Annotated in this window: 21 protein-coding genes and 4 pseudogenes; 15 read left to right on the forward strand and 10 right to left on the reverse strand. The window is 69.1% G+C overall.

Features of this window, described 5'->3' with window-relative positions:
- Positions 1-28 precede the first annotated feature (28 nt).
- Positions 29-517, forward strand: a pseudogene (locus BJF85_RS23040) (Tn3 family transposase); the annotation flags it as partial.
- Positions 518-556: 39 nt separating this feature from the next.
- Here the strand turns inward: BJF85_RS23040 and BJF85_RS23045 are convergent.
- The gene (locus BJF85_RS23045; protein ID WP_187346958.1) at positions 557-805 is read right to left on the reverse strand and encodes a hypothetical protein; all 249 of its coding nucleotides are present in this window, start codon (positions 803-805) and stop codon (positions 557-559) included.
- A 171-nt stretch (positions 806-976) separates the two neighbouring features.
- Here BJF85_RS23045 and BJF85_RS23050 point away from each other — a divergent pair.
- Positions 977-4,113: pseudogene (locus BJF85_RS23050) on the forward strand (Tn3 family transposase).
- A 370-nt stretch (positions 4,114-4,483) separates the two neighbouring features.
- On the opposite strand, the gene BJF85_RS29240 reads toward BJF85_RS23050, so the two are convergent.
- The 3 genes from BJF85_RS29240 to BJF85_RS23070 all read right to left on the reverse strand — a co-directional run bounded on the left by BJF85_RS29240 (position 4,484) and on the right by BJF85_RS23070 (position 8,607).
- Positions 4,484-6,997 (reverse strand): FAD-dependent oxidoreductase, encoded by a 2,514-nt coding sequence (locus tag BJF85_RS29240; protein ID WP_222844643.1) that lies wholly within the window; start codon positions 6,995-6,997, stop codon positions 4,484-4,486.
- A 43-nt stretch (positions 6,998-7,040) separates the two neighbouring features.
- Positions 7,041-7,229 (reverse strand): ferredoxin, encoded by a 189-nt coding sequence (locus BJF85_RS23065; RefSeq protein WP_075850080.1) that lies wholly within the window; start codon positions 7,227-7,229, stop codon positions 7,041-7,043.
- Positions 7,230-7,299: 70 nt separating this feature from the next.
- The gene (locus BJF85_RS23070) at positions 7,300-8,607 is read right to left on the reverse strand and encodes a cytochrome P450 (RefSeq protein ID WP_075850081.1); all 1,308 of its coding nucleotides are present in this window, start codon (positions 8,605-8,607) and stop codon (positions 7,300-7,302) included.
- Positions 8,608-8,776: 169 nt separating this feature from the next.
- On the opposite strand from BJF85_RS23070, the gene BJF85_RS23075 reads away from it, so the two are divergent.
- A complete protein-coding gene (locus BJF85_RS23075) occupies positions 8,777-9,379 on the forward strand; it encodes a TetR/AcrR family transcriptional regulator (RefSeq protein WP_075850082.1) in 603 nt (200 codons plus the stop codon).
- A gap of 201 nt (positions 9,380-9,580) precedes the next feature.
- Here BJF85_RS23075 and BJF85_RS29245 read toward each other — a convergent pair whose 3' ends face one another.
- On the reverse strand, positions 9,581-9,760 hold the full coding sequence (locus BJF85_RS29245; RefSeq protein ID WP_222844656.1) for a hypothetical protein: 180 nt from the start codon (positions 9,758-9,760) through the stop codon (positions 9,581-9,583).
- On the opposite strand from BJF85_RS29245, the gene BJF85_RS31720 reads away from it, so the two are divergent.
- The 10 genes and pseudogenes from BJF85_RS31720 to BJF85_RS23125 all read left to right on the forward strand — a co-directional run bounded on the left by BJF85_RS31720 (position 9,671) and on the right by BJF85_RS23125 (position 17,423).
- Positions 9,671-9,868: a hypothetical protein gene (locus tag BJF85_RS31720; protein WP_075850083.1), complete on the forward strand. Its 198-nt coding sequence runs from the start codon at positions 9,671-9,673 to the stop codon at positions 9,866-9,868. The two genes, BJF85_RS29245 and BJF85_RS31720, sit on opposite strands and share 90 nt — an antisense overlap.
- Positions 9,799-9,951 carry a hypothetical protein gene (locus BJF85_RS29255; RefSeq protein ID WP_222844657.1) on the forward strand — a complete coding sequence of 51 codons (153 nt, stop codon included), beginning with the start codon at positions 9,799-9,801 and terminating at the stop codon, positions 9,949-9,951. Before BJF85_RS31720 ends, BJF85_RS29255 begins: the two co-directional genes overlap by 70 nt.
- Before the next feature lie 10 nt (positions 9,952-9,961).
- A pseudogene (locus BJF85_RS23085) lies at positions 9,962-10,186 on the forward strand (recombinase family protein); the annotation flags it as partial.
- Between the two features lie 148 nt (positions 10,187-10,334).
- Positions 10,335-11,707, forward strand: a pseudogene (locus tag BJF85_RS23090) (fatty acid desaturase).
- A gap of 5 nt (positions 11,708-11,712) precedes the next feature.
- Positions 11,713-11,904: a ferredoxin gene (locus tag BJF85_RS23100; RefSeq protein ID WP_075850121.1), complete on the forward strand. Its 192-nt coding sequence runs from the start codon at positions 11,713-11,715 to the stop codon at positions 11,902-11,904.
- Positions 11,905-11,907: 3 nt separating this feature from the next.
- A complete protein-coding gene (locus BJF85_RS23105) occupies positions 11,908-13,131 on the forward strand; it encodes an NAD(P)/FAD-dependent oxidoreductase (RefSeq protein WP_075850086.1) in 1,224 nt (407 codons plus the stop codon).
- A 10-nt stretch (positions 13,132-13,141) separates the two neighbouring features.
- Complete coding sequence (locus tag BJF85_RS23110; RefSeq protein ID WP_075850122.1) at positions 13,142-13,732, forward strand: TetR/AcrR family transcriptional regulator; 591 nt, start codon at positions 13,142-13,144, stop codon at positions 13,730-13,732.
- 369 nt (positions 13,733-14,101) lie between these two features.
- Entirely contained in the window at positions 14,102-14,314 is a 213-nt protein-coding gene (locus BJF85_RS23120) for a recombinase family protein (protein WP_083666652.1), read from the forward strand.
- A gap of 105 nt (positions 14,315-14,419) precedes the next feature.
- Positions 14,420-15,034, forward strand: coding sequence for a DUF4158 domain-containing protein (locus BJF85_RS29260; RefSeq protein WP_222844645.1), 615 nt, complete (start codon positions 14,420-14,422; stop codon positions 15,032-15,034).
- A 106-nt stretch (positions 15,035-15,140) separates the two neighbouring features.
- The gene (locus tag BJF85_RS23125; RefSeq protein ID WP_222844646.1) at positions 15,141-17,423 is read left to right on the forward strand and encodes a Tn3 family transposase; all 2,283 of its coding nucleotides are present in this window, start codon (positions 15,141-15,143) and stop codon (positions 17,421-17,423) included.
- 39 nt (positions 17,424-17,462) lie between these two features.
- Here the strand turns inward: BJF85_RS23125 and BJF85_RS23130 are convergent, their stop codons facing one another.
- The 3 genes from BJF85_RS23130 to BJF85_RS23140 all read right to left on the reverse strand — a co-directional run bounded on the left by BJF85_RS23130 (position 17,463) and on the right by BJF85_RS23140 (position 21,506).
- Positions 17,463-18,671, reverse strand: a complete 1,209-nt coding sequence (locus tag BJF85_RS23130) for an MFS transporter (RefSeq protein ID WP_255375874.1) — start codon at positions 18,669-18,671, stop codon at positions 17,463-17,465.
- A 112-nt stretch (positions 18,672-18,783) separates the two neighbouring features.
- Positions 18,784-21,243 carry a cation-translocating P-type ATPase gene (locus BJF85_RS23135; RefSeq protein ID WP_075850087.1) on the reverse strand — a complete coding sequence of 820 codons (2,460 nt, stop codon included), beginning with the start codon at positions 21,241-21,243 and terminating at the stop codon, positions 18,784-18,786.
- Positions 21,240-21,506 carry a heavy-metal-associated domain-containing protein gene (locus BJF85_RS23140; RefSeq protein WP_255375875.1) on the reverse strand — a complete coding sequence of 89 codons (267 nt, stop codon included), beginning with the start codon at positions 21,504-21,506 and terminating at the stop codon, positions 21,240-21,242. The genes BJF85_RS23135 and BJF85_RS23140 overlap by 4 nt, the downstream gene beginning before the upstream one ends.
- Positions 21,507-21,583: 77 nt before the next feature.
- Here BJF85_RS23140 and BJF85_RS23145 point away from each other — a divergent pair, with 77 nt between their 5' ends.
- Positions 21,584-22,012 (forward strand): MerR family transcriptional regulator, encoded by a 429-nt coding sequence (locus BJF85_RS23145; protein WP_255375876.1) that lies wholly within the window; start codon positions 21,584-21,586, stop codon positions 22,010-22,012.
- A 44-nt stretch (positions 22,013-22,056) separates the two neighbouring features.
- Here the strand turns inward: BJF85_RS23145 and BJF85_RS23150 are convergent, their stop codons facing one another.
- Entirely contained in the window at positions 22,057-22,401 is a 345-nt protein-coding gene (locus BJF85_RS23150; RefSeq protein WP_139320808.1) for a four-helix bundle copper-binding protein, read from the reverse strand.
- Positions 22,402-22,742: 341 nt separating this feature from the next.
- Between BJF85_RS23150 and BJF85_RS23155 the strand changes: the two genes are divergently transcribed.
- Positions 22,743-23,414, forward strand: a complete 672-nt coding sequence (locus tag BJF85_RS23155) for a recombinase family protein (protein ID WP_083666647.1) — start codon at positions 22,743-22,745, stop codon at positions 23,412-23,414.
- 430 nt (positions 23,415-23,844) lie between these two features.
- On the opposite strand, the gene BJF85_RS28235 is transcribed toward BJF85_RS23155, so the two are convergent.
- On the reverse strand, positions 23,845-23,997 hold the full coding sequence (locus BJF85_RS28235; protein ID WP_158057110.1) for a hypothetical protein: 153 nt from the start codon (positions 23,995-23,997) through the stop codon (positions 23,845-23,847).
- Between the last annotated feature and the right edge of the window lie 169 nt (positions 23,998-24,166).

Below are 24,166 nucleotides of genomic sequence, written 5' to 3' on the forward strand. Positions count from 1 at the left end.
GGCCTGCCGCTGGCCACACGGCCACGCCACCGCCTCGCTGGTGGTATCCAAACTGCACGCCTCCTCGCGGCGCTCCGCCCTGGCCCAGGCCCTGGTCGAGTACGGCAAGCTGCAGCGCACGATCTACGCGCTGCGGTATCTGGCCGACGAGGCCTACCGGCGGCGGATCACCCGCCAGCTCAACAAGGGTGAAAGCCTGCACTCGCTGCGCCGGGATTTGTTCTTCGCCCACGACGAGGGCACCGTGCGGCGCCGGCACCAGGAGCAGCAGACCGAACAGGCGCTGTGCCTGTCGCTGGTGACCAACGCGATCATCACCTGGAACACCGCCTACCTCGAGCTCGCGCTCGAGCGGCTGTCGCAGCGGTGCGGGCGTGTCGACCCGGACCTGCTGGCCCACATCTCCCCGGCGCTCATGGAACACATCAATCCATACGGGACCTACGAATTCCCCGTCGAGGCCGAGTACGCCCGCACCGGCTACCGGCCACTACGCAGCCCCAGCGACACGGTGTAGGACTGTCCGCGCGGTGGTGAAGCCGGGCGGACGCTGATCTCAGGATGCCGGGGTATTCGCGTGGGGTCGTTCGTCGCGGAATACCGGCACGGCCAGGGCGGCGGCGAGCAGCACTGCTGCTCCGAAGGTGCTCAGGGCCACGGCGAAGCTGGTGGGCAGCAGGAGGGCTTGGAAGGCCAGGCTGCCCAGGCCCATGCCGGTGAACAGGGTGAACACGTTGAGTGCCATGGCCAGCCCGCCGTGGCCGGGCAGGTTGGTGACGATGCCGCCCAGGGGTGGTTGGGTCATGTCGTAGCCCAAAGAGAGGGCCACGATGCTGGCTTGGACCGCCAGCAGCGGCAGGGGGCTGGCCAGCAGCAGCGCGCAGATCCCGGGGTTTGAGTAGCAGCGGTACAGAATCCTCCGCTAAGCATGGAGGGCGTGATCTTGTGGCGGTGCGTGGCTGGTTGAATGCCGCTTGTGCCGGTGGAGTTCTTGACCGATGAGCAGGTGGCCCGGTTCGGACGGTTCGCGGATCAGGTGCCCTCGCAGGCGGAGTTGGAGCGGTTCTTCTTCCTCGACGACGCTGATCGCGCGCTGGTCCGGCGGCATCGTGGGCAGCACAACCGGCTGGGGTTCAGCCTCCAGTTGGGCACGGTGCGGTATCTGGGGACGTTCTTGGCGGATCCGCTGGAGGTGCCTACCGAGGTGGTGGACTTCCTGGCGTCCCAGTTGGAGATCGCCGACCCGTCCTGTGTGAAGTCCTACGGGCAGCGGCAGGCCACCCAGTGGGAACACGCCGCGGAGATCCGCAGCGAGTGCGGCTACCGTGACTTCGCCGACGCCACCGGCGAGGTGGCGGAGTTTGTGTCGGCGCGGGCGTGGACGCGGGTGGAGTCGGCGAAGGCGTTGTTCGATGCCGCGGTGGCGTGGCTGCGTACGTAGCGGGTGCTGTTGCCGGGCGCGAGCGTGTTGGCACGGCTGGTGTCCGAGCACCGCGAGCAGGCCAGTCAGCAGCTGTATGCCGCGCTGCACCGGGCGGCGGCCGAGGCGGATAGCGGGCTGCCGCACCGGTTGACGGGATTGTTGGCGGTGCCGGAGGGCTCGCGGTTCTCCGAGCTGGAGCGGCTGCGCCGCGGGCCCACGCGAGTGTCAGGGCGGAGCATGACCGAGGCGCTGCATCGGGCTTCGGCGCTGTCTGGGATCGGCGCGGGGGCGGTGGATGTCTCGGCGGTGCCGGCCAATCGGCTGGAGGCGCTGGCTCGTGACGGGCTGTCGGCCAAGGCTCAGGCCATCGCGCGTCGTGAGGCGCCGCGGCGGACGGCCACGCTGGTCGCGGCGGTGCGCAGCCTGTCGGCCTCGGCGGTCGACGATGCGCTGGATGTGTTCTCGGTGCTCATGGCCACCAAGCTGATCAAGGCCGCCGAGCGCACCAGCCGCGAGACTAAGCTGGCCCGGCTGCCCAAGCTCACCCAGGCGTCGGCGACGTTGGCCTCGGCGGTGCGGGTGTTGGAGGACATGCGCTCCGCCGCCGTGGGTCAGGACGACGGCGAGCCGGTGGTGCGGGATGTGTCGGCGGTGTGGGCAGCGATCGAGGAGGTCGTGCCCCGTACGCGGCTGGCGGCGGCGGTGGACACCGTGGAGGAGCTGGCCCCACCGGAGGCCGATGACGATGCCGCGTGGCGGGCGGAGCTGGTCTCGCGGTGGTCCACGGTGCGCCCGTTTCTGCCGTTGTTGGCCGAGGTGATCCCGTTCGGTGCGACACCACACGGTCAGCCGGTGCTGGAGGCGGTGCGCGAGCTGCCGGAGTTGATCGGGCGTAAGAAGGTCCGGGTCGGTGAGGTCCGCGAACAGCTGTTGACCGGATCGTGGCGCAAGCTCGTCACCAGCGGAGAAGGCGTGGAGGCGGGGTGTGTGGACAAGCACGCGTACGTGTTGTGCGTGCTGGAGGCGCTGCACCGGGCGCTGCGGCACCGTGAGGTCTTCGCGACCGGCTCGCAGCGGTGGGGTGATCCGCGTGCCCGGTTGCTGGACGGGGCCGCGTGGGAGGCGATCCGGCCGAGTGTGCTGACCGGACTTAAGCTGCCCGAGGAGAGCCAGGCGCATCTGGATGAGCAGGCCACGGCGTTGGATGCGGCGTGGCGGCACCTGGGCACGCGCTTGTCAGCCACCGACGGCCAGGGGCGGGTGCGCGTCGAGCCGGGCCGAGATGGGCGGGCTCAGGTGCGGGTGGACGCGCTGGAGAAGTTGGCCGAGCCGCCGTCGCTGGTGGCGCTGCGGGAGCTGACCGAGCGGATGCTGCCCGAGGTGGATCTGCCGGATCTGCTGCTGGAAGTCCACGCCCGCACCGGGTTTTGTCCGAGTTCACCCACGCCTCCGGCGGCGAGGCCCGGATGGCCGACGCGGAGCTGTCGCTGGCGGCGGTACTCGTCGCCGAGGCCACCAACACCGGCTACAAACCCGTGCAGCGGCCGCGGCATCGAGCGTTGAATCGGGCACGGCTGTCGCATGTGGAGCAGAACTACCTGCGGGCCGACACGCTGGCTGCGGCCAACGCGCGGCTGATCGAAGCCCAAGCCGATATTCCCCTCGCCGGGCTCTGGGGTGGCGGCATGGTCGCCTCGGTGGATGGGCTGCGGTTCGTGGTGCCGGGCCACACCGTCTACGCCGGGCACAACCCGCGGTATTTCGGCCGCAGGCGTGGCGCGACCTGGTTGAACGCGATCAACGACCAGGTCGCCGGGATCGGCGCCACGGTGGTGCCGGGCACGCAGCGGGATTCGCTGTACCAGCTGGACGTGCTGCTCAACCCCGACCACGGCCAACGCCCCGAGCTGGTCACGTCCGATACGGCCGGGTATTCGGACATGGTGTTCGGCCTGTACCGCATCTGCGGCATGGCCTACGCCCCGCGGTTGGCGAACCTGACCGATACGCGGTTTTGGCGCCTGGACACCCACGCGGACTACGGTGCCGCGAACGACCTGGCCCGCCACCGGATCAAGCCGGAGCGCATCCGCGCGCACTGGTCGGAGATGCTGCGGGTGGCCGGCTCGCTGGTCACCGGCACCGTGCGCGCCTACGACCTCATCCGCGCCCTGGGCCGCGACGGCAACCCCACCCCGTTGGGGCAGGCGTTCGTCGAGTACGGTCGCATCGCCAAAACGCTGCACCTGCTGGCGGTGGCGGATCCCGATGACGACAGCTACCAACGGGCGCTGAACGCCCAGCTCAACACCACCGAATCCCGCCACCGACTGGCCCGCAAGCTCTGCTTCGGCTCGCGTGGAGAGCTGCGCCAGAGCTATCAGGACGGCATGGAAGACCAACTCGGTGCACTCGGCCTGGTGCTCAACGCCGTGGTGCTGTGGAACACCACCTACCTGGACGCGGCGTTGCAGCAGCTGCGCGCGCAGGGCTACCCGGTCGACGACGCGGATGCGGCCCGCCTGTCCCCGCTGGGGGATACGCACCTGAACGTGCACGGGGCCTACACCTTCCACCGGCCGGCGTCGGGTGGGTTGCGCCCGCTGCGGGACCCGGACGAGGCGGTCGCCGACGACGAGCCGGTAGCCGGACCTGGACGTCCGCCGCCCCGGCCGGGTGGGACCAAGTAGTTGCCGTGAAAGGAAACCAGCGTCTGCGCGGTCACCGTCCGGGTGACGCCGGACTCGGCCGGGAACGCCGGTGGCGGGCGCAGCCGTTCAGCTTCGGCCAGGGCGCCGACGGTGGTGTGTCGCCGTCACGGACCCGGCGCTGGCCATCCAGCGGGGTCGCGCGCCGATCGACGCCGCGGCTTGCGACATCGGCGACCGGGAGATCGTCGCCGACGGCGCCAGCAGCGCTGTGCTGCGGCGTGGTTCGCCTTCTCCTCCCGGTCGTGCGGTTGTCCCACCGCTCGTGCGGTTGCCCCACCGCGGCGGACAGGGCACCGGGTCCCGCATGGAATGGACCGTTCCCGTGTTGTCCCTGTCCCTGGTCAGGACATCATTGCGTGGGCGAGGTGGGTGAGTTCGTCGGCGCCGCGGTGTTCGAGGGTGGGCAGCTGCTGGGCGGTGGCGGTGGCTGCGGTGAGGCGGTTGGTCGGGTCGGTGTGGGCGGTGGCGTGGGTGGCGAGTTCGCTCCAGAGGTGGGCGAGGTGGGTGTAGGTGTCGGCGGCTGTTGGGCGGCGGGCAGGCGGGTGGTTTCGGCGAGCCAGGTCAGGTAGTCGGCTTGTAGGCGGCGGAATAGGCTGCCGCCGGTGCCGGCTTTGTCGATGAAGGCGGCCAGGGCGTGCAGCGCGGTGTCGAGCTGGTCGGGTGGGAAGAGGTCGGGCCAGCGGGCGAGGTCGGTGGCGAAGGTGGCGATTCCGTCCAGGCCGGTGGCCTGGACGAGGTCGGGCACACTGTCAACGCTGTTGCCCAACAGGGACGATTCGGGCTGGCGGAGCGCGGCCGCCGCTGCCTGGCAGGCGTCGGCGGCCGTGGGGGCCAGAGCTGGCAGGTGGGTGGGGTAGCGCAGCCGGTAGGTGGTGTGCCGGGTGGGGACCGGGAATCCGGTGGAGGCGCGGGCGCGGGCCAGTGCCTCGTAGCCGACCTGTTGTGGTTCGGCGCGGTCGTTGTCGATGACGGTGGCGGTGCGGGTGTGGTCGTCGTAGCCGATGAGCACGATGTCGTGGCGGCTCATGGACAGCCGCACCCGCAGGTAGGGCAGTTCGGCGATGTCGGCCCAGCACAGCACGGGATAGCCGTGGTCGAGTTCGTCGCGCACCCAGGCCCAGCCTTGCTCGGGGTCGTCGGTGGCCTGCCGGGTGAGGCTCAGTCCGAGGCGGTGGGCTAGCGCGTCGGTGAGGTCGGGGCCGCGGCCGACGAGGTAGATCGGCGGCTGCATGGTGGTGTGGCGTAGGTAGGTGAACCCGAGTTCTCCGCCGAGGCCGAATACGGTGCCTTCGTCGAGTGGCGTGTCGTCGTAGGACAGCCCGGCCCAGTGCAGCAGATCTCGTAGTGCTCCGGAGCCGCAGTGGCCGGCGAGCTGGTGTGGGTAGTCGGCAATGCGGGTGTGATCAGCCATGCGGGTCTCCTGGGGGCAGTTGCGGGTCAGGGGGTGTCGAGCCGGGGGATGACTCCGGAGAGGATCAAACCGGTGAGCAGCAGGGCCACGAGCACGGCGGGAATGACGATGAGGGTGAAGCGCGGCCAGTGCGTGCTGCCGTGGCGGCGGTCCGTGTCGTGCTGGGGGTGGTTCATGAGCTCCTCGTTTCGCGGTGTCGGAACCTGCCCGGGGGTGGTCAGGCGGTGCGGTGCAGCAGCTCTTCGGCCTGGGTTCGGGCTTCGTGCCAGGGGGTGCGGCGGCGATGGCTCGGCGTTGTTTGACGATGAAGCGGGGCTGGTCGAGTGCGGCGGCGCCGACGAGGTGGCCGCCGCGGCGATACAGGGCGGCGAAGCGACCGGTGTCGGGACGGTGCAGCAGGAGGGGCTCGGTGGTGGCATCGGTGATGCCGACGCATTGCAGCCGGGAGCCGTACCAGTCCGACCACACGTAGGGCACGCTGCTGTGGGTGTGTTGCCGCTCGGGGTGCAGGGCGTTGCGGGCGGCGGTGGCGGCTTGTTCGGTGGCGTTGGTCCAGTGCTCGACGCGCATGGCGGTCTGGAACAGGGGATTGGGCCAGCGGGCGACGTCGCCGGCGGCGTAGATCCCGCGGGTGCCGACAGGGGCGAGGGTGTCCTGGCAGACAATGCCGTCGTCGAGGGTGAGGCCGGTGTCGGTGAGCCAGTCGGTGGCCGGCCTGGCGCCGATGCCGAGCACGACGACGTCGGCGGGCAGGTGGGTGCCATCTGAGAGGGCGACGCCGGTGACGCGGCCGGTGCCGGTCAGTCCGGTGACCTGGACGCCGCACCGCAGGCGGGTGCCGTGCTGTTCGTGCAGCGTGACCAACTGCTGGCCGACCTGCTCGCCCACGGCGTGGGCCAGGGGTGCGGTGCTGGCTTCGACGAGGGTGACCGGCAGGCCGCGGTGGCGGGCGGCGGCGGCCACCTCGGAACCGATGAATCCGCCGCCGACGATGACCACGCGGCTGCCGGTGTCCAGCGCGCGGCGCAGCGCGTGCGCGTCCTCGAGCGTGCGCAGCGCCGCCACCCCCTCCAACTGTGGGGCGGGAGTCAGGGAGCGGGCACTGGCCCCGGTGGCCAGCACCAGCCCCGTATACCCGAGCCGGGACGAGCCGGTCGCGGACTCGTCGTCGAGGAGGACTTCCTGCGCGTCGATGTCGAGCCCGACCGCGCGGCAGCCCAGCCGCACGTCAACGCCGAGCTGCTCGTGCAGTTGCTCGTGCTCGACCAGCCACCCCGGTTGTGGCGGGGTGGGGGCCAGGAAGGCTTTGGACAGTGGGGGGCGGTCGTAGGGCAGATGGTCTTCGGCGCCGATGAGGGTGATCGGGCCGGTGTAGCCGGTCTGGCGGGCGGTATGCACCGCGCGCAGCCCGGCCAGCGAGGCCCCGACCACCACGAGGTGTTGCCCCGGCATCACGACCGGACCCTTCTCGTGGGGGCGAGTGGTGGCATCGTGGTCACTCCTCGATGCTCAGCGCCCAGGTGGGGCACTGGGCCACGGCCTGCTCGACCACCGCGCGTCGATCCTCCGGAGGGTCCTGCAGCAGGTAGGCGAGTCCGTCGTCGCCGACTTCGAAGAGGTCTTCAGCGAGTCCTTCGCAGACCCCGTGCCCGGTGCACTTGTCGGTATCGATGTGAATGTTCATGGTGGCGTGTCTCCTCTGTCGGGCTCGCCTGGCGGCGTGTTCGGCGGCCGTGTTCAGCGCGGACGGGTTGTCAGTGCGGGAGGTGGAGCTGGCAGGGCAGGCGTTTGACCGAGTGGAAGAAGTTGCCTGGCATCAGCTGCGGCTCGCCGGCCTCGATATCGGGGGCGCGGCGCAGCAGCTCGGCGTACAGCGCCCGCAGTTGGGTGCGGGCGAGTTGGTTGCCTAGGCAGTGGTGGATGCCGCCGCCGCCGAAGCCGACGTGCGGGTTCGGATCCCGCGAGAGATCGAACGTGTGTGGGTGGTCGAAGACGGTCTCGTCGCGGTTGGCCGAGGAGTAAAACAGCACCACCTTGTCCCCGGCGGTGATGTGCTGGCCGCGAAACTCCAGATCCCGCGCTGCGGTGCGACGGAAGGTCATGATGGGGGTGGCCCAGCGCACGAACTCCTCGACCGCACCGGGGATGCGATGGTCGAAGTCGGCCGTCAGCCACGCCCGCTGTTGCGGGTAGTCGGTCAGCGCCTTGAGCGCGTGGCTGGTGGACTGCCGCGTGGTGTCGTTACCGGCGATGGTCAGCAGCGCGAAGAACGCGCTGATTTCCTGGTCGGTGAGGCGCTCGCCGTCGACCTCGGCCTGCACCAACGCGGTCAGCAAGTCATCGGCCGGCTCGCGGCGGCGCTGCTCGGCCAGCGAGGCGACCAGTTCGTTCATGTAGCTCAATGCCTGATACAGCCGCATCAGTACCTGCTCACGGCCCTCGCCGACCAGTTCCGGGTCGTTCCAGCCGGTCCCGACCGCCGCCTCATGCGCGGCCTTCTGACGTTCCCCGTCGGGCACGCCCACGATGTCGTTGATGTTGTGCATCGGCAGCAGCGCGGCGCACTCGGAGACGAAATCGACCTCGCCGCCCTGTTCGCGCCCCCGCTCGAGCAGGTTGTCGACCACCGTCGTGGCATTAGCCCGGATGCGGCCTTCGATCCGGCGCATCTGCTTCGGAGTGAACGCCGAGGCCACCAACCGGCGCAACTTGGTATGCCGCGGCGGATCCATTCCGATGATCGACTGGGCGGACTCGACCAACTCCGCCGGCAGGCTTTCCATCAGAATGCCCGGCCCGGACAAAAAGTCCTCATGCCGCTGGGTGACCTCGACCAGATCCTGATAGGTCACGATCGCCCAGAACCCGTGATCATCGGGATCGTCGAGCAGCTGCTCCTCGAACGGCCGATGCCAAGTCACCGGCCGGTGCTGACGCAGCACCGCGAAGCTTTCATCTCGCTCGTGCATCGTGGTCGACCAAAACGCCCGCGAGGACAGATCCACCTCGTCATAGGGGCGGTCGGGGTTCCCGCTGGCAGTGCGGGTCACGTTCCGGGTCATGGCAACCTCCGGTCTGGGTCCGAACAACGCAGCAACACCGCACGCGGGCCAGTCACCCGCTGCGAGGGCCGACCACTGACGGACAGGGCAGTGACCGGCAACACAGGCAAGCTAGACACGCATGCAACATGTGTCAATGGAATTGACTTACCGGAGAGATGTGCCCAGTATGGCGAGCGTGGCTGGCCAGTTCCGTGCACGCGCCCGTAACCAACTCCGCGACGAGGCCCTCGACGCGGCCGCACGCCTCGTGGTCGCCCACGGCTGGCAGGGCCTGCAGATGCGCGAAGTCGCCCGTCAGGTCGGGGTGAGCCGCCAGACGCTGTACAACGAATTCACCCACAAGCACGGGTTGGCCCAAGCACTCCTGCTGCGGCTGACCGAGCGGTTCCTCGACGGCATCGAACACGCCCTGGACAGCGCCGACGAACCCCGCCACGCCTGGACCGCGGCCGTGCGCTACACCCTGGAGACCGCCGCCGACGAGCCATTGCTCAAGGTGGTGCTCACCACCGACGGCAGCGACGATTTCCTGCCGTTGCTGACCACCGAAGGCGCCCCCATCGTGCAAGCTGCCCGCGACCGCATCGTGGCGGTGCTGCACCGCCGGTGGCCGGGCCTGAACCAGGCCAATGTGACGGTCGCCGCCGAATCCGCCGCCCGACTGACGCTGAGCCACGTGATGCTGCCGCTGCACCCCGCCGACCAGGTCGCCGACGACGTCTCCCGAGTGCTCATCGGCTTTCTCGGAGAACCCCACCACACCCACTGAGCGTCCGGTGCGGAGCGGGATACAAACCCTGTGGATGGAATCGAGAGGAGAACCGGTGCACCACTGCGAGTCGGCACCACACGGCAGGCCCCGCACCCCGCCCACCGCGGCGACACACCATGCGGCCGCCGACGGCGTGCTGCCGGCCCACAGCGCCGACTGCCTCGGCTGCGGGCCGGACAACCCCCACGGTCACCAGCTTCAGGTGCACCGCGACGGTGCCCGCGTCCACAGCCGCCACGTCTTCGACCAGCGGCACGTCGCGCCCCCGGACTTGTCCACGGCGGAGCGGTGGCCACCGTCCTCGACGATCTCTGCGGCCACGTCCTCACCCTCATCGGCATCCTCGCCGTCACCCGCCACCTCGCCGTGAACTACCACGCACCCACCAGGCTCGACACGTCTTACGAGCTGTCCGCATGCTGGTGCGCCGAGACGGACGCAAACTCTTCCTCCGCGCCGAAGGCCACACCCCCCACGGCCAGTTGACCTTCGTCGGCGACGGCGTCTTCCTCCACGTCGACCCCGAACACTTCGCCCGCGCCACCAGCCCCGACCAACCACGGCAATAGCCGTCCGCAATGGGACGTCGTGACCAAGGTCCTACGCGTCGGCGACGTGCTCGTGGCCACCCGCCTGGACCGCATCGGCCGCTCCACCGCCCACCTCGTGTCCCTCCTGGACGACTTCCGCCAGCGCGGGCTCGACACCACCACTCCTGAGGGCCGCATGGTCTACCGGATGCTGGCCGCCGTCGTTGAATTCCAACGCGATCTCATCATCGCCAACACCCACGAAGGCCAGTAGGAAACCGCGTCCCACACTGTTGGCACCTTCATGCTCGTCGCACGTTCGCGCACGATGATGTTTACAAAATCTGACTATTGTCAAACTGGCTTTACAGATCTACGGTTCTGTCAACCGATCTCGAGGCGAGGAGGCTGCAGTGGCTACCGTGGCAGCGAACGTCAGCGGGACGGTCCCGGCGGGATCGACCCAGCGGTGGAAGGACAAGAAGCGCTACCTGTGGCTGATGGGGCTGGTGATGCCGTCCCTGGCCTTCGTGGCGATGGGGGCGTATGCGGCCACCGGGCAGGGAGTGTGGTTTTGGATCGGCCCGGTGGTGATCTTGGTGCTGGTTCCCGCGGTGGACCTGTTGGCTGGGCTCGACCGTTCGAACCCGCCGGATGATGTGATCGAGGCGCTGGAGAACGACCGCTACTACCGGTGGATCACCTTCCTGTACCTGCCGATCCAGTACGCCGGATTCGTCGCGGCGTTGTGGCTGATCACCCAGGGCGATCTGTCCGTGGTGGACAAGGTCGGTTTGGCGATCACGGTGGGCACCATCGGCGGCATCGGCATCAACACGGCCCACGAGCTCGGGCACAAGAAGGAGAGCCACGAGCGGTGGTTGTCCAAGATCGCCCTCGCGCAGAGCTTCTACGGGCATTTCTACATCGAGCACAACCGGGGTCACCACGTGCGGGTGGCGACGCCGGAAGATCCCGCCAGCGCCCGGGTGGGCGAGAACTTCTACCAGTTCTGGCCGCGCACCGTGTGGGGCTCGCTGACCAGCGCCTGGAACCTGGAGAAAAAGCGCTACGCGCGGCGTGGCCAGCACCCGTTCCGCCTCGGCAACGATGTGCTCAACGCGTGGTTGATGTCGGCGGTGCTGTGGGCCGGCATGGTGGCCTGGCTGGGCGTCGGGGTCCTGCCTTATCTGCTGATCCAAGCCGTGGTCGGTTTTTCGTTGCTCGAGGTGGTCAACTACATGGAGCACTACGGGATGCTGCGCCAGCGGACCGGACCTGATGGCACCGGCCGCTACGAGCGGGTCATGCCCAGCCATAGCTGGAACTCCAACAACATCGCCACCAACGTGCTGCTGTATCACCTGCAGCGGCACAGCGACCACCACGCCAACCCGACCCGCCGGTACCAGACCCTGCGCGACTACGAGGAATCTCCCGTCCTGCCGACCGGGTACGCCGGGATGATCCTGCTGGCCATCGTGCCTGCGATCTGGCGGCGGATCATGGACCCGCGGGTGGCCGCGCACTTCGGTGGCGACATGAGCCAGGCGAACATTTCCCCACGGAAACGGGCAAAGGTCTTGGCGCAGTACCCGGTGCCCGCGGCGTCCGAGGAGGCCGCATGAGCCAGTACCGCTGCCCCGGCTGCGACTACACCTACGACGAAGCAGCCGGCGACCCCCGCGAGGGATTTCCTGCCGGGACCGCCTGGGCGGACGTGCCCGACGACTGGTGCTGTCCCGATTGCGGCGTGCGCGAGAAGGTCGATTTCGAACCTGGAGAAGGGAAGTGAGCCACGTGGAGATCACCGTCGATCGAGCCAAGTGCGAGGGCCTGGGCATGTGCGAGGCCATGGCGCACGAGTTCTTCGAGGTCCAAGACGACGGCACCATGGTCGTCTTGGACGAGCACCCGGCCGATGAGCACCGCCAGACAGTCGCCGCCGCCGTGGACGCCTGCCCCGTGCTGGCACTCACCCTGAAGGGCTGAGGCATGGAGCGTCTCGTCGTCGTCGGCGCCTCATTGGCGGGATTGCGCGCGGTGCAGTCCGCCCGCCGCGCCGGATTCACCGGCTCGATCACCCTGATCGGTGCCGAGGAGCACGTGCCCTACGACCGGCCGCCGCTGTCCAAGGCATTCCTCGCCGCCGGCCACGATGGCGAGGCTGTGTCCTTTCACAGTGCCGACGAGCTGCGCGAGCAGTTCGGGGTCGAGCTGCGCCTCGGTGTTTCGGCGGAGGCGTTGGATACGGCGGCACGGGAAGTCCACCTGCCCGGCCGCGCGGTGCCCTACGATGGGCTGGTCATTGCCACCGGCGCCACACCGCGCACCCTGCCGGGAGCCGACGGGATCGCCGGCGTGCATCAGTTGCGCACGCTCGATGACGCCGTGGCGATCCGGAACGCACTGGATGCCGGTGCCCGCACCGTGGTCGTGGGAGCCGGGTTTATCGGGTCCGAGGTCGCCTCGGCGGCGCGCAAGCGCAATCTGCCTGTCACCGTGGTGGAAGCCTCTGACCTGCCGCTGTCCCGCTCGCTGGGCCTGGAGGTGGGTGCCGTGTGCGCGGGGCTGCATGGCGCACACGGCACCCACCTCAAGCTTGCCCGCACGGTCAGCGGCCTCGAGTCGCAGTACGGACAGGTCACCGGGGTGCGGCTCGATGACGGAACCGTGCTGCCGGCCGATCTGGTCGTGGCCGGCATCGGGGTTACACCCGCCACGACATGGCTGAGCGACAGCAGCCTACCGCTGCACGAGCACGACGGCGGTCTGCTGTGCGACTCCACGCTCTGGACCGGCGTCGAGGGGGTGTACGCGGCCGGTGACGTCGCACACGCGGTCAATCCCCTCTTCGACGACGACCTCATGCGGCTCGAGCACTGGACCACCGCCGCCGAGCAAGGAGCCGTTGCCGCCCGGCACGCGCTCGACCCAGCCGCCGCCGTGGCCCACGCGCCAGTGCCCTACTTCTGGTCTGACTGGTACGAACACCGCATCCAATTCACTGGGACAGCACACGCCGATGAGGTGCACGTGCTCAGGCCGGCCAGCGAGGGGTTACTTGCCCTCTATCGCCGCGGTGACCGGCTGGCCGGGGCACTCACGGTCGACCGCCCCGGTGACATCATGAAGTTCCGCCGCCGCATCGCAGCCCGAGGAGACTGGACCGAAGCCCTCGCGTTCGCCGAGCGGAAAGACGCCACTCCACGTGGCTAGTATGACCCCGATGGCAGCCACCCAGACGGCAACGCAGGACGACCAGGCACGCCTGCGCACCCGCATCGTGCAGGTCGCCGCCGCCGTCACCAGCGAAACTGGATGGTCCTCGGTAACGATGGGACTGCTCGCCGACACCATCGGAGTCAGTCGGCAGACTGTCTACAACGAACTCGGCAGCAAACGCCAACTCGCCGAGGAAGTGGTCTTCGCCGAGCTCCAGCAATTCCTGACCCTCGTCGACGCAGCGTTCCAGGCCCACCCCACCGACCTGGCGGCCGCGGTCCGCACCGCCTGCCGCGACGTGCTCGTCCGCGCCGCAGAAAGCCCGTTGCTCCACGCCATCGCGAGCACCTCCCATGGCGCACGCCACGACCTGTTGCCCCTGCTCACCACCCAGTCCGAAACACTCATCGACACCGCCAAAACCGTCGTCCGCACCCGCCTCGCCCTGCTGGCCCGGCCCGTGCCAGACCGAGAACTGACCGCGGCAACCGACATGCTGGTCCGCACGATCCTCAGCCACGTCATGCAACCCAGTGCCTCCCCGGAGGTAACCGCCGACAACATGGCCTGGCTGACCCAGCAACTACTCGCATGACCGCGACTCGATGCCGCGGACGCGGAACGAACGCGCCGTTACCGGCGTCGGGTCGCGGGATCACGGGCGTGCTGCCAGCGAGCCAGGGCCTCCGGGGGAGACATGGGTAATAGCGGGCCAGCGACGTCACCGACCTGTGCCCGGAGAACGTCAGCAGGGTGGAGGTATTGGCTCCGTCCTCGGCGGCATGGTCAAGGCGGAGTGCCGCAGCTGATGCAATGCCCACGCAGAGCGTCTGAAAACGACCGTCTGCCGACACCGGTCGGGGTGCATGAATTTCCCCAGGTCGCAGGTGTTGACAACTCGCGTCGAGAAACAACGTCGGCAAACCCATGATCGGGTAGTTTTCGACGCATGGAGATCGGTTACATGCGCGTCTCGACCGACGAGCAAAACCCCACCGCCCAACGCGACGCCCTGATCCGCGCCGGCGTCACCGAGGACCACCTCTACGTCGACCACACCTCGGGAGCCAAGTCCTCCCGGCCGCAGTGGGATGTCGTGTGCCAAGTGGGGGTACCGGTAGCACACGCCGAAAAAACAACGGTTAGCTCGGTTTGGCCAGGTCAGAGACGTGGTTGAGCGGCTGTGTGCTCGTCGACGTTGAGGGTTACCCGCTCTCTGCGGAGTGCTTGCCTGTGGTGAGGATGTCGCTCGTCAGTGATCGTGTGGCGAGCGGAGTGGTCGGTGTCGACGCGGTTTTTCTCCGAGGATGAGATTCGGCGGTTGCGGTCGTGGCCGGAGGAGATCGGGCGGAATGAGCTGATCTCCTATTTCACGTTGGGCTCGGATGATCGGGCGTGGATACTGCGGTCTGCGCGGGGCTCGGGCAACCGGCTGGGGCTGGCTGTGCAACTGTGCGCGTTGCCGTGGTTGGGGTTTGTGCCCGATGACGTGCCTGCGGTGCCCAGGTCGGCGTCGAACCGTCTTGCGGTGCAGTTGGGGATTGCTGTGGCCGAGCTCGAGACGTATGGCGAGCGGGAGCAGACCCGTACCGAGCATCTGCGGCTGGTCGCGGCCCGGTTGAGGTGGCGCACAGCCGGCGCGGTGGAGTGGAAGGAGCTGGAGCAGTTTCTGCTGGCCCGGGCGGTCGAGCACGATGCGCCGAGCGTGTTGTTTCGGCTGGGCTGCGAGTACTTGAGCTCGCAGAAGGTGGTCCGGCCCGGTGCGATCTCGTTGATGGAGCGCATCGCCACGGTTCGTCAGGACGCGGTCGCCGAGGTGTATGGGCGGGTCGAGCCGCTGTTGGATGAGCACCGGCGCGTGAGCTCGACGGGCTGCTGGCCGTCGAGCAGGGCATGAGCATCTCGCGGTTGGCGTGGCTGCATCGCGGGGCGACGACGGCCTCGCCGATGGCGATCCGGGGTGAACTGGACAGCTGCGCTACTTGCGCGGGATCGACGCTCACGTGCTGGACTTGTCGAGCTTGCCGGACGCGCGCCGTCGGCGGCTGGCCGGCGTGGGCCGACGGGCGACGAATCAGGCTCTGGCCCGCCGGGACGAGGACAAGCGGTATCCGGTGCTGCTGGCCACGGCCGCCGAATGCGCCGTGGAGGTGCTCGACGAGCTCGTTTCCATGTTCGACCAGGCCTTGTCCAACCTGGAAAACCGGGCTCGTCGCAAGCTCGACGAGCACCTAGCGCGGCGGGCGCGGGCCTCGGAGGACCGGTTGACGCTGTTGGACGAGATGCTGGCCGTGGCCACCGACCTGGACAACGTGCCCGATGCCGCGGTCGGGGCGAAGTTACGCAGCGGGATCGGGATGGAGCGGCTGCGTGCTGCCCGGCGGGATCCGAAAGACCGGCTACCGCGTGATCACGGGCATCTGGCCATGGTCGATGCCAGCTTCACCTATCTGCGCGAGTTCGCCCCGCACGTCATCGGTGCGCTGACCTTCGCCGCCTCGACCGAGGCGCAGCCCCTGGCCGAGGCGGTGACGATCCTGCGCGAGCTCTACGCCCGCGGTGGCCGCAAGGTCCCCGACGACGCGCCAACGGCCTTCGTCCCGACCCGATGGCGGGACTATCTCGACCGTGCGGCGAAGAGTGGGAACAGCACCGCATATCGGCATTACTGGGAGTTGGCCACCCTGTTGGGGCTGCGGGATGCGTTGCGCTCGGGCGATATCTGGGTGCCGGGCTCGCGCCGGTATGCCGACCCGACCACGCTGCTGCTGCCGGCCGAGCAGTGGCCCACGTGGCGCCACGGGTACTGCGCCCTGGTGCAGGCACCTGCTGAGGCCAACACCGCCTTGGAGCAGGCCGGACAGCAGTTGCAGGCCGCGCTGACGGACCTGGAGCCGGTCCTGGCCGCCGGGGACGGGCCGGTGCGGATGAGCGAGACCGGCGAGCTGACCGTCAACCGGCTCTCGGCCGAGGCAGTCCCCGAGGAGGTGGAGAAACTCCGGTTGGACCTGGTGGAGCTGTTGCCGCGGCCGCAACTGACCGAGCTGCTCATCGAGGTCGACCGGTGGTCGGCCTGGTCGGATCAGCTCACCCACGCCGGCGGTAAAACCCACCGCGAACCCCAGCTGCGCCGCAACCTCTACGCCGCGATCCTGGCCCAGGCCTGCAATTTCGGACCGACCGCGATGGCCGAAGCCTCCGGGATCTCGGAGGAGACGCTGCGCTGGACCACCGAGTGGTACCTGCGCGAAGACACGTTGCGTGAGGCCAACGCGGCGATCGTCAACCATCATCACGAGCTGCCGCTGGCATCGGTGTGGGGTGGCGGCACCATGTCCTCCAGCGATGGGCAGCGGTTTCCGATGCGGGGCAAGTCGCTGACCGCGCGGGCGATGAGCCGCTACTTCGTCGACGAAGGCGTGGCCACCTACACCCACGTCTCCGATCAGCACACCACCTACGGCACGAAGGTCATCCCGGTCACCGACCGCGAAGCCGTCTACGTGCTCGACGAGATCCTCGGCAACACCACCGACCTACCCATCACCGAACACGCCACCGACACCGCCGGGCAAACCCTGACAGTGTTCGCGCTGTTCACGCTGACCGGATTCACCCTGTCCCCGCGCATCCGGGATCTGGGCGGTATCACCCTGCACCGCCTCGGCACCCGCAAAGAGACCACCAGCGCGTTCCCGCACGCGGGCGCGTTGCTGACCGGCACGATCGATACCGCGCTGATCCGCAGCCAGTGGGACGAGATGCTGCGGCTGGCCGCCTCGCTGAAGTACGGCCACACCACCGCCTCGCTGGTGGTGTCCAAGCTGCACGCCTCCTCGCGGCGCTCGGCGCTGGCCCAGGCCCTGGTCGAGTATGGCAAGCTGCAACGCACCATCTATGCCCTGCGGTATCTGGCCGACGAGGCCTACCGGCGTCGGATCACCCGCCAGCTCAACAAGGGTGAGAGCCTGCACTCGCTGCGCCGGGATCTGTTCTTCGCCCACGAAGGCACCGTGCGGCGCCGCCACCACGAGCAGCAGACCGAACAAGCCCTGTGCCTGTCGCTGGTGACCAACGCCGTGATCACCTGGAACACCGCCTACCTCGAACTCGCCCTCGAGCGGTTGTCGCAGCGGCGCGGGCGCATCGACCGGGACCTGTTGGCGCACGTCTCCCCGGCACTGATGGAACACGTCAATCCATACGGGACGTATGAGTTTCCGATCGAGGCCGAGTACGCGCGGAGCGGCTACCGGCCACTACGCAGCCCCAGCGACACAGTGTAGGCCTGTCCGCACGGTGGTGAAGCCAGGCGGAGGCTGATCTCAGGATGCCGGGGTGTTCGCGTGGGGTCGTTCGTGGCGGAAGACCGGCACGGCCAGGGCGGCGGCGAGCAGCACTGCTGCGCCGAAGGTGCTCAGGGCCACGGCGAATCCGGTCGGTAGCAGGATGGCTTGAAAGAGCAGGCTGCCCAGTCCCATGCCGGTGAACAGGGTGAAGACGTTCAGCGCCATGGCCAGCCCACCGTGGCCGGGCAGGTTGGTGACGATGCCGCCCAGGGGTGGTTGGGTCATGTCGTAGCCCAACGACAGGGCCACGATGCTGGCCTGTACCGCCAGCAGTGGCAGGGGGCTGGCCAGTAGCAGCGCGCAGACCCCGCCGAGGGCCACGCCGGCGGGGATGATGCGGGCGCGGCCGTAGCGGTCGGCCAGCCGTCCGATGACCGGGCCGAGGAGCAGGCCGGGAATGCCGTAGCCGAGCAGCGTCAGTCCGATGCCGAACTCGCCCAACTCGAACCGCTGGTGCAGATACACCCCGAGCCAGGTGTAGATCCCGGAGTGCAGCAACGCGTTGATGAGCACGTAGAGGTAGGTGCGCCGCCCGCGGGCCTGGCGCAGCAGCGCCAGATAACCGGCGGCCACGGTGCGCGGCGCCGGCGGGGATGCCGACCGCGGGGTCGCCGGCAGCACAGCGAACGCGGCGACCAGCAGCACCAGCCCGGCTACAGCCGCGGCCAGGAACAGTCCGGACCAGCCCACCAGCGGCTCGCCCAGCGCGCCGGCGGTGGCGCCGACGGCGATGCCGCCGGCCATGCCCCCGAACAACCACCCGAGGGCGTGCCCGCGGCGTTGATACGGCACCAGGTCGCCGACCAGGGCCAGCGCGATCGGCACGACACCGCTGGCGCCGATCGCGGTGGCCAGGCGCACCCCGATGAACGCCCCGGCACTGCCGGCCAGCGCGGTCGCGCCGACCAGCACGGTGAACGCAGCCAGCGAGCCGAGAATGACCGGCCGCCGTCCGAGGTGTTCGGAGACCGGCCCCCACACCAGCACCATCGCCCCGTAGGGCAGCAGGTAGGCAGGCACGGCCAGCCCGACGAGGCCGGGAGAGACCTGGAAAACCTCGGCCAGCCGCGGGATCAAGGGTGCGACCATGAAGATCTGCGCGAAGATCACGAACGCGGCGGCGGTCAGCAGCGCCAGCATGCCCCGCGGGGCGGCGGGCATGGTCGTGGTCGTGTGTTCAGGCACGTCGTTTCCTTGTGCGGCAGTGTTGGGACGCGGCAGCACCGGGCGCGCGGCGTGTCGAGTGGGCCGCGCACCCGGCCTGGCCGGGCGCCAGAGTGATGGGTGTGAACGTCGGTCAGGCCGCTGTGCGGTCTGCCGGTTGCTGCTGGGTTGCCTCTGGTGTGCGGCCGACGCTGGCGATGGCGTTGATCAGCAGCGCCGGGCGGCTGCCGAAGGAGTTGAGAAAGATCGTGGTCACGGAGGCGGCCATGGCCACCATCGCCCACACCGGGGAGATCAGGCCGGTGGTGGCCAGCGGGATGCCGAGTCCGTTGAAGGTGAATGCGAGGGCGACGTTGGTGCGGGTGCGCCGGTAGGCACGATCACTGATGGCGCGGGCATCAAGCACGGCGGCCACGTCCTCGCGCAGCAGGACGACGTCGGCCGATTCGACGGCGATGTCGGTGCCGCCGCCGGCGGCGATGCCCACATCGGCCTGCATGAGTGCCGGCGCGTCGTTGATGCCATCGCCGACCATGGCCACCCGGGTGCCGTCGGCCTGCAGTTCCCGCACGATGTCGGCCTTGCCGTCCGGGCGGATCCCGGCATGGACCTGCTCGATGCCGAGCGTGGCGGCGACGTGGCGGGCGGCGCGCTCGTTGTCGCCGGTGACCAGCACCGGTTCCATGCCCGCCTCGCGCATGGCTGCGACCGCGCTCGTGGCGTCGGGGCGGGCCTGGTCGCCCAGTGCGATCGCACCCCGCAGCACCTGGTCGGTGGCCACGGCGATGACGGTGTGCCCGGTGGCTTCCTGCGAGGTGATCCACGCCGACAGTGCGCCGAGATCGACGCCGGCCTCGGCCAGCAGTCCCGGCCGCCCCAGCAGGACTCGGTGCCCGTCGACGGTGGCGCGTACGCCCGAGCCGGTCATCGACGCGAAGTCCTGGGCGGGCGCTATGGTCACGCCCGCCTCGCGGGCGGCGGCCACGACGGCGCGGGCCAGGGGATGCTCGGAGTGGTTCTCGGCCGCGGCGGCCACCGCCAGCAGCCCGGCAGCATCGCCGTCGACGGATTCGACGGCCCGCACGGTGGGGCGGCCTTCGGTCAAGGTGCCGGTCTTGTCCAGCACGATCCGGCGCACGAGCCGGAACGTTTGGAAGGCCTCGCCGGTGCGCATGACGATGCCGGCATCGGCGGCGTGTCCGGTGCCGCGCACAATCGCTAAGGGTGCGGCAATGCCCACCGCGCACGGGTAGCCCATCACCAGCACCCCGAGCGAGGCGAACACCGCCCGGTGCACGTCCGGGTCCCCGGTGACCAGCCAGCTGCCGGCCAACCAGGCGACCAGCGCAAGAGCGGAGATGCTCAGCACGGTGGGGGTGTAGACCCGCAGCACCTTATCGACCAAATGCAGGATGCCGGGCTTGAGCGCCCGGGCGTCCTCGACGTGGCGGATCACCTGCGCGAGGAAACCTTCGGCGCCGGTGGCGGTGACCTCGATGAGCAGACTGCCGGTGCCGTTGATCGACCCGCCCACGACCTCCTCGCCGGGGCCGCGCTCGGCCGGCACCGGCTCACCGGTGACCAGGGACAGGTCAAGGGCGGAGTACCCGTCGCGGATGCGCCCGTCCAACGGGACACGCTCACCGGGGCGCACCCGCACCAGCTGGCCCACCTCGACCTGCTCCACCGGTACCTCGGACTCACCACTATCGGCCACGAGCCGTGCCAGGTCGGGCTGCAGATCCAACAGCTTCTTGATCGACTGGCCCGAGCGGGTTTTGACCAGCAGCGACAGCCACTCCGAGAAGATGTGATACGTCGCCACGATCGCCGCGGCCGCGAAGAACTCCGCGGTCGGGTAGTTCTCCAACAGACCAGTCAAGCCGATGATGCCGCCGGCGATGCCGCCGAACGCGCCAGCCTCCAGCAACACGTGCTGGTTGAGGATCCCGCGCCGGGCGGACTGATACGCCATCCGCAGGATGTGCGGAGCCACCCCGAACACCATCACACCGGCCAGCACGGCCGCGATCCAGCCGTTGACCGGTGGCTCCAGGAGCCCGGCAAAGCGGGCGGCCAGCGCGAGCGCCCCGGGGGCGGCGACCGCCGCAGCCCACCCGGCGGCACGCCATTGACCGCTGGGGCGCAAGATGCCGAAGACCAGCCCGAGCGCTGCGACCAGCAGGGTGGCGCACAGCAGCGTCCACCAGCCTTCGGCGATCTGGACCATCGCGGTCAGGCTCAGCCCGATCGCGGTGAATAGCCGTTTGCCCTCGGCCAGCAGGTCGGCCTCTTCGTCCTCAAAGGCCCGCAGCTTGCGCGGATCGTAGAGCTCATAGCCGATATCGCGCAGCGTTCCCAGGACCTGCTCCGGCTCGACCACATCCGGGTCGTAGTCGACCAGGGCCTGCTCGTGGGTCAGGCTCACCGACACCGTGCCGACCCCGTCCATGCGGCCCAGGGCCTTTTCGATCGTGCCGGTGCACAATGAACAATGCAGCCCCGCGATCTTGGCCCGAATCCGCTGCTGACCCGGGGTCGTACTCGGCTCCGAAGCCCACAACTGCGTAGGCTCCTGCGTTGCGGTACTCACCGGCCGACCCCCTCGATGACCTCGAAGCCCGCCGCCTCGATGCGCTCGGCCAGCACGGCACGCTCGGCCAGTTCGGGACCGATGCGCACCTGCACGCGGCCGCTACTGTGATCGGCGGTGACCTCACGTACGCCCTCGATGCGGCCCAGCACCTTGGCGATGCGCTGCTCACATCCCGAGCACGACATGCCCGTGACCTGCAACTGCACCGTGTCCATGATCTCGTACTCCCTTGCGTGACCTGCGGTTGTCGTCGTCAACACGCACGCTAGAACCTTGCCCCAGGGGTAAGGTCAAGGATGACGGTTCGCGGCCACACACAGAGGAGGATCTGATGGGTATGACCGTCGGCGCGACGGCGGCAGCCGCCGGAGTCAGCGCCAAGGCGATACGACTGTGGGAGTCCAAGGGGCTGCTGCCGCCGTCCGAGCGCACCGAGTCCGGCTACCGCGTGTTCACCGAGGACGATCTCGACGTGCTGCGCTTCATCCGCCAGGCCAAAACCCTGGGCCTGACCCTGCCCGAGATCAAAGACATCATCGACCTGCAACGCGACGGTGCCACACCGTGTGGCCGGGTCACAGAACTGCTCGACACCCACATCACCGAGATCGACCGCACCCTGGCCGACCTGCGCGCACTGCGCCGCTCGTTAGCCTCCGCTCGTCGGGCCGCCCGCGAGGGCCAACGCCGCGGCCAGGACGCCGTGGTCTGCCGCATCATCGAAAACCACACCGACCGCGACGACAGCGCGCGCACCGAGGGGTAGGCGGCCACACTCGCCTACCCCTCGGTCCCCGTGGGTTCGGGGCCTCAGACGGTGACCGTGGCCATCGCCCGGCACTGCTCCGCGCACCGGCGACACGCCGCCGCGCACTCACGGCAGTAATCCATGTCGTACTTATCGCACTCAGCCGCGCACGCCTCACACACCTGGGCACACAGCTGGCACAACTGCGCCGCCCAGCGCGAATCACGGGCCAGCAGCGTCACGCAGGCCGCACAGATCGCCGCACAGTCCAGACACAGCCGGGCGCACTCGGCCATATCCGGATTGCCGGCGCAACAGTTGTAGTTGCACGTCTCACACGCCTGCTGGCATTCGGCACACGCATCCAGACACGCCTGGTTGCGCTGCTCCACCATCGTCGTAGCCATCACGTACCTCCCTGATTCGCTCGTTGGTTCGCTCAACCCCGCTACGGCGCCCCACCGAGGTACCCATCACCCGAGGCTGCGCACCCCGAGGCGTAAGGGGTTGTCCCGGGAGGAAGGTCAAGGCGTCACGTTCATGGCCACCACATCGAGCCACGTGTCACAGACAACGGTGTCGACGAAAGGAACGTTTCTCAACATGATCGACAGCGGGCCAGTTCGCGAGCCTGGACCGTGCTGGAGATGTCGGAAAAACGCGTTGTGAAGCCGGAGTGTCCAACAAGTCGATCACGACCCTTTGTCGTACAGTCGGGCACGTCATCGATCATGAAAGGTGCCCGTCGATGACCGACAAGGCCCCGGCCGAGCTCGCCCTCGACGGCAACCCGCTCGACACCATCGGCGGCGGCGCCCGCATCGGTTACGCCCGCGTGTCCACCGCCGAGCAGAGCCTGCGCCGCCAGGTCGACGCCCTCACCCAGGCAGGATGCATCCGGGTCTTCGAGGAGAAACTGTCCGGCAAAAACGCCGACCGCCCCGAGCTGGCCGCCTGTCTGGACTACCTCCGCGACGGTGACACCCTCGTCGTGCTCGAACTCTCCCGGCTGGGCCGCAGCCTCGCCGACCTACTCTCCCTCGTCAGCGGACTGCGCAAGCGCGGAATCGGGTTCACCTCACTGCACGAGAATCTCGACACCACCACCCCCGGTGGCAGGCTCGTGTTCCACGTCTTCGCCGCGCTGGCCGAATTCATCCGTGAGCTCATCGCCGACGGCACCCGCGAAGGTCTCGCCGCTGCCCGCGCAGGCGGCGTCCGACTCGGCCGACCACCGGCCATGAGCCCCGAACAGGTCCGCCACGCCCGCGCCCTGCTCGCCGAACCCGACACCACCGTGGCCTCCATCGCCCGCCTACTCGGCGTGTCCCGTTCCACGATCTACAAATACGTCCCCGAACTCAGCCCCAACCACTCGGTCGACTCCGGACCTGGTCCGCGATCAGCCCTTACGAGCTAACCGTTGTTTTCTGCGCGCCTGCTACCGGAACGCCGCGTCGGCTGAATTGATCTCTCGCGACCCGGGACGGCCGCCCCCGCCCCAACATCTACCCGGCCGACGCCCGGTCGCCAGCGGCCAACTCAACCTCGAATACGTCCGGGGCGCCGGGTCAGAACCGGCGGTTGCGTCGACGCGTGCGCGGGCGAGTTCGATAGCCCTTGGCGAAGCCCTAAGCGACGCGACGCGCGACGAGCCCGCGCGCACGCGCGCGCGAGGGCGAACATGTTTCCGCAGGTCACAGCGCCGCACTCGTGGGAGGGTTGCGAACCGGGTTGCGTGCCGGGGTTGCACCCCGGTTGCGGTCCTCCGTTTTCGCAGGTCAAAGCGGGTTACGCAGAGGGTTGCGCCCCGCGCAGCGGCCGGCCGAACGACGCAGTCGAGCGTCAGGTCAGAACGGCGCGGCCAGCTCGCCGGGAGTAGGCCGGCGCACGACGTCGGCAGCGACCACATCGACGTCGTCCTTCCAGTCGGTCGCCGCGATCACCACGGTCTCCCCCGTGACGTCGATCTCCCAGACCGCCGTCCGCAGTCGCGTAGCCATGGCGTCGAGCGTAGGTCCGCGGACCCCGCACGCGTCTCGTCGGCGGAATCGGTCGCTTGGGGCAGCCGGCGGCCGGGCGTAACCGAGCCCCAGTCGACGGTCCGCGCGATGCCACCGGCACCCCCAACGCGACCCCAACATGGTGACCACGTCGACCCCCAACGCGACC

The sequence above is a fragment of the Saccharomonospora sp. CUA-673 genome (assembly GCF_001942305.1).
Lineage (GTDB): Bacteria > Actinomycetota > Actinomycetes > Mycobacteriales > Pseudonocardiaceae > Prauserella.

Coding starts and splice junctions, on each gene's coding strand:
- BJF85_RS23045 (WP_187346958.1), bottom strand. CDS start 805: ATGACCCAACCACCCCTGGGCGGCATCGTCACCAACCTGCCCGGCCAC.
- BJF85_RS29240 (WP_222844643.1), bottom strand. CDS start 6,997: ATGCCGGGGCAACACCTCGTGGTGGTCGGGGCCTCGCTGGCCGGGCTG.
- BJF85_RS23065 (WP_075850080.1), bottom strand. CDS start 7,229: ATGAACATTCACATCGATACCGACAAGTGCACCGGGCACGGGGTCTGC.
- BJF85_RS23070 (WP_075850081.1), bottom strand. CDS start 8,607: ATGACCCGGAACGTGACCCGCACTGCCAGCGGGAACCCCGACCGCCCC.
- BJF85_RS23075 (WP_075850082.1), top strand. CDS start 8,777: ATGGCGAGCGTGGCTGGCCAGTTCCGTGCACGCGCCCGTAACCAACTC.
- BJF85_RS29255 (WP_222844657.1), top strand. CDS start 9,799: ATGCTGGTGCGCCGAGACGGACGCAAACTCTTCCTCCGCGCCGAAGGC.
- BJF85_RS23105 (WP_075850086.1), top strand. CDS start 11,908: ATGGAGCGTCTCGTCGTCGTCGGCGCCTCATTGGCGGGATTGCGCGCG.
- BJF85_RS23110 (WP_075850122.1), top strand. CDS start 13,142: ATGGCAGCCACCCAGACGGCAACGCAGGACGACCAGGCACGCCTGCGC.
- BJF85_RS23120 (WP_083666652.1), top strand. CDS start 14,102: ATGCGCGTCTCGACCGACGAGCAAAACCCCACCGCCCAACGCGACGCC.
- BJF85_RS23145 (WP_255375876.1), top strand. CDS start 21,584: ATGACCGTCGGCGCGACGGCGGCAGCCGCCGGAGTCAGCGCCAAGGCG.
- BJF85_RS23150 (WP_139320808.1), bottom strand. CDS start 22,401: ATGGCTACGACGATGGTGGAGCAGCGCAACCAGGCGTGTCTGGATGCG.
- BJF85_RS23155 (WP_083666647.1), top strand. CDS start 22,743: ATGACCGACAAGGCCCCGGCCGAGCTCGCCCTCGACGGCAACCCGCTC.
- BJF85_RS28235 (WP_158057110.1), bottom strand. CDS start 23,997: ATGGCTACGCGACTGCGGACGGCGGTCTGGGAGATCGACGTCACGGGG.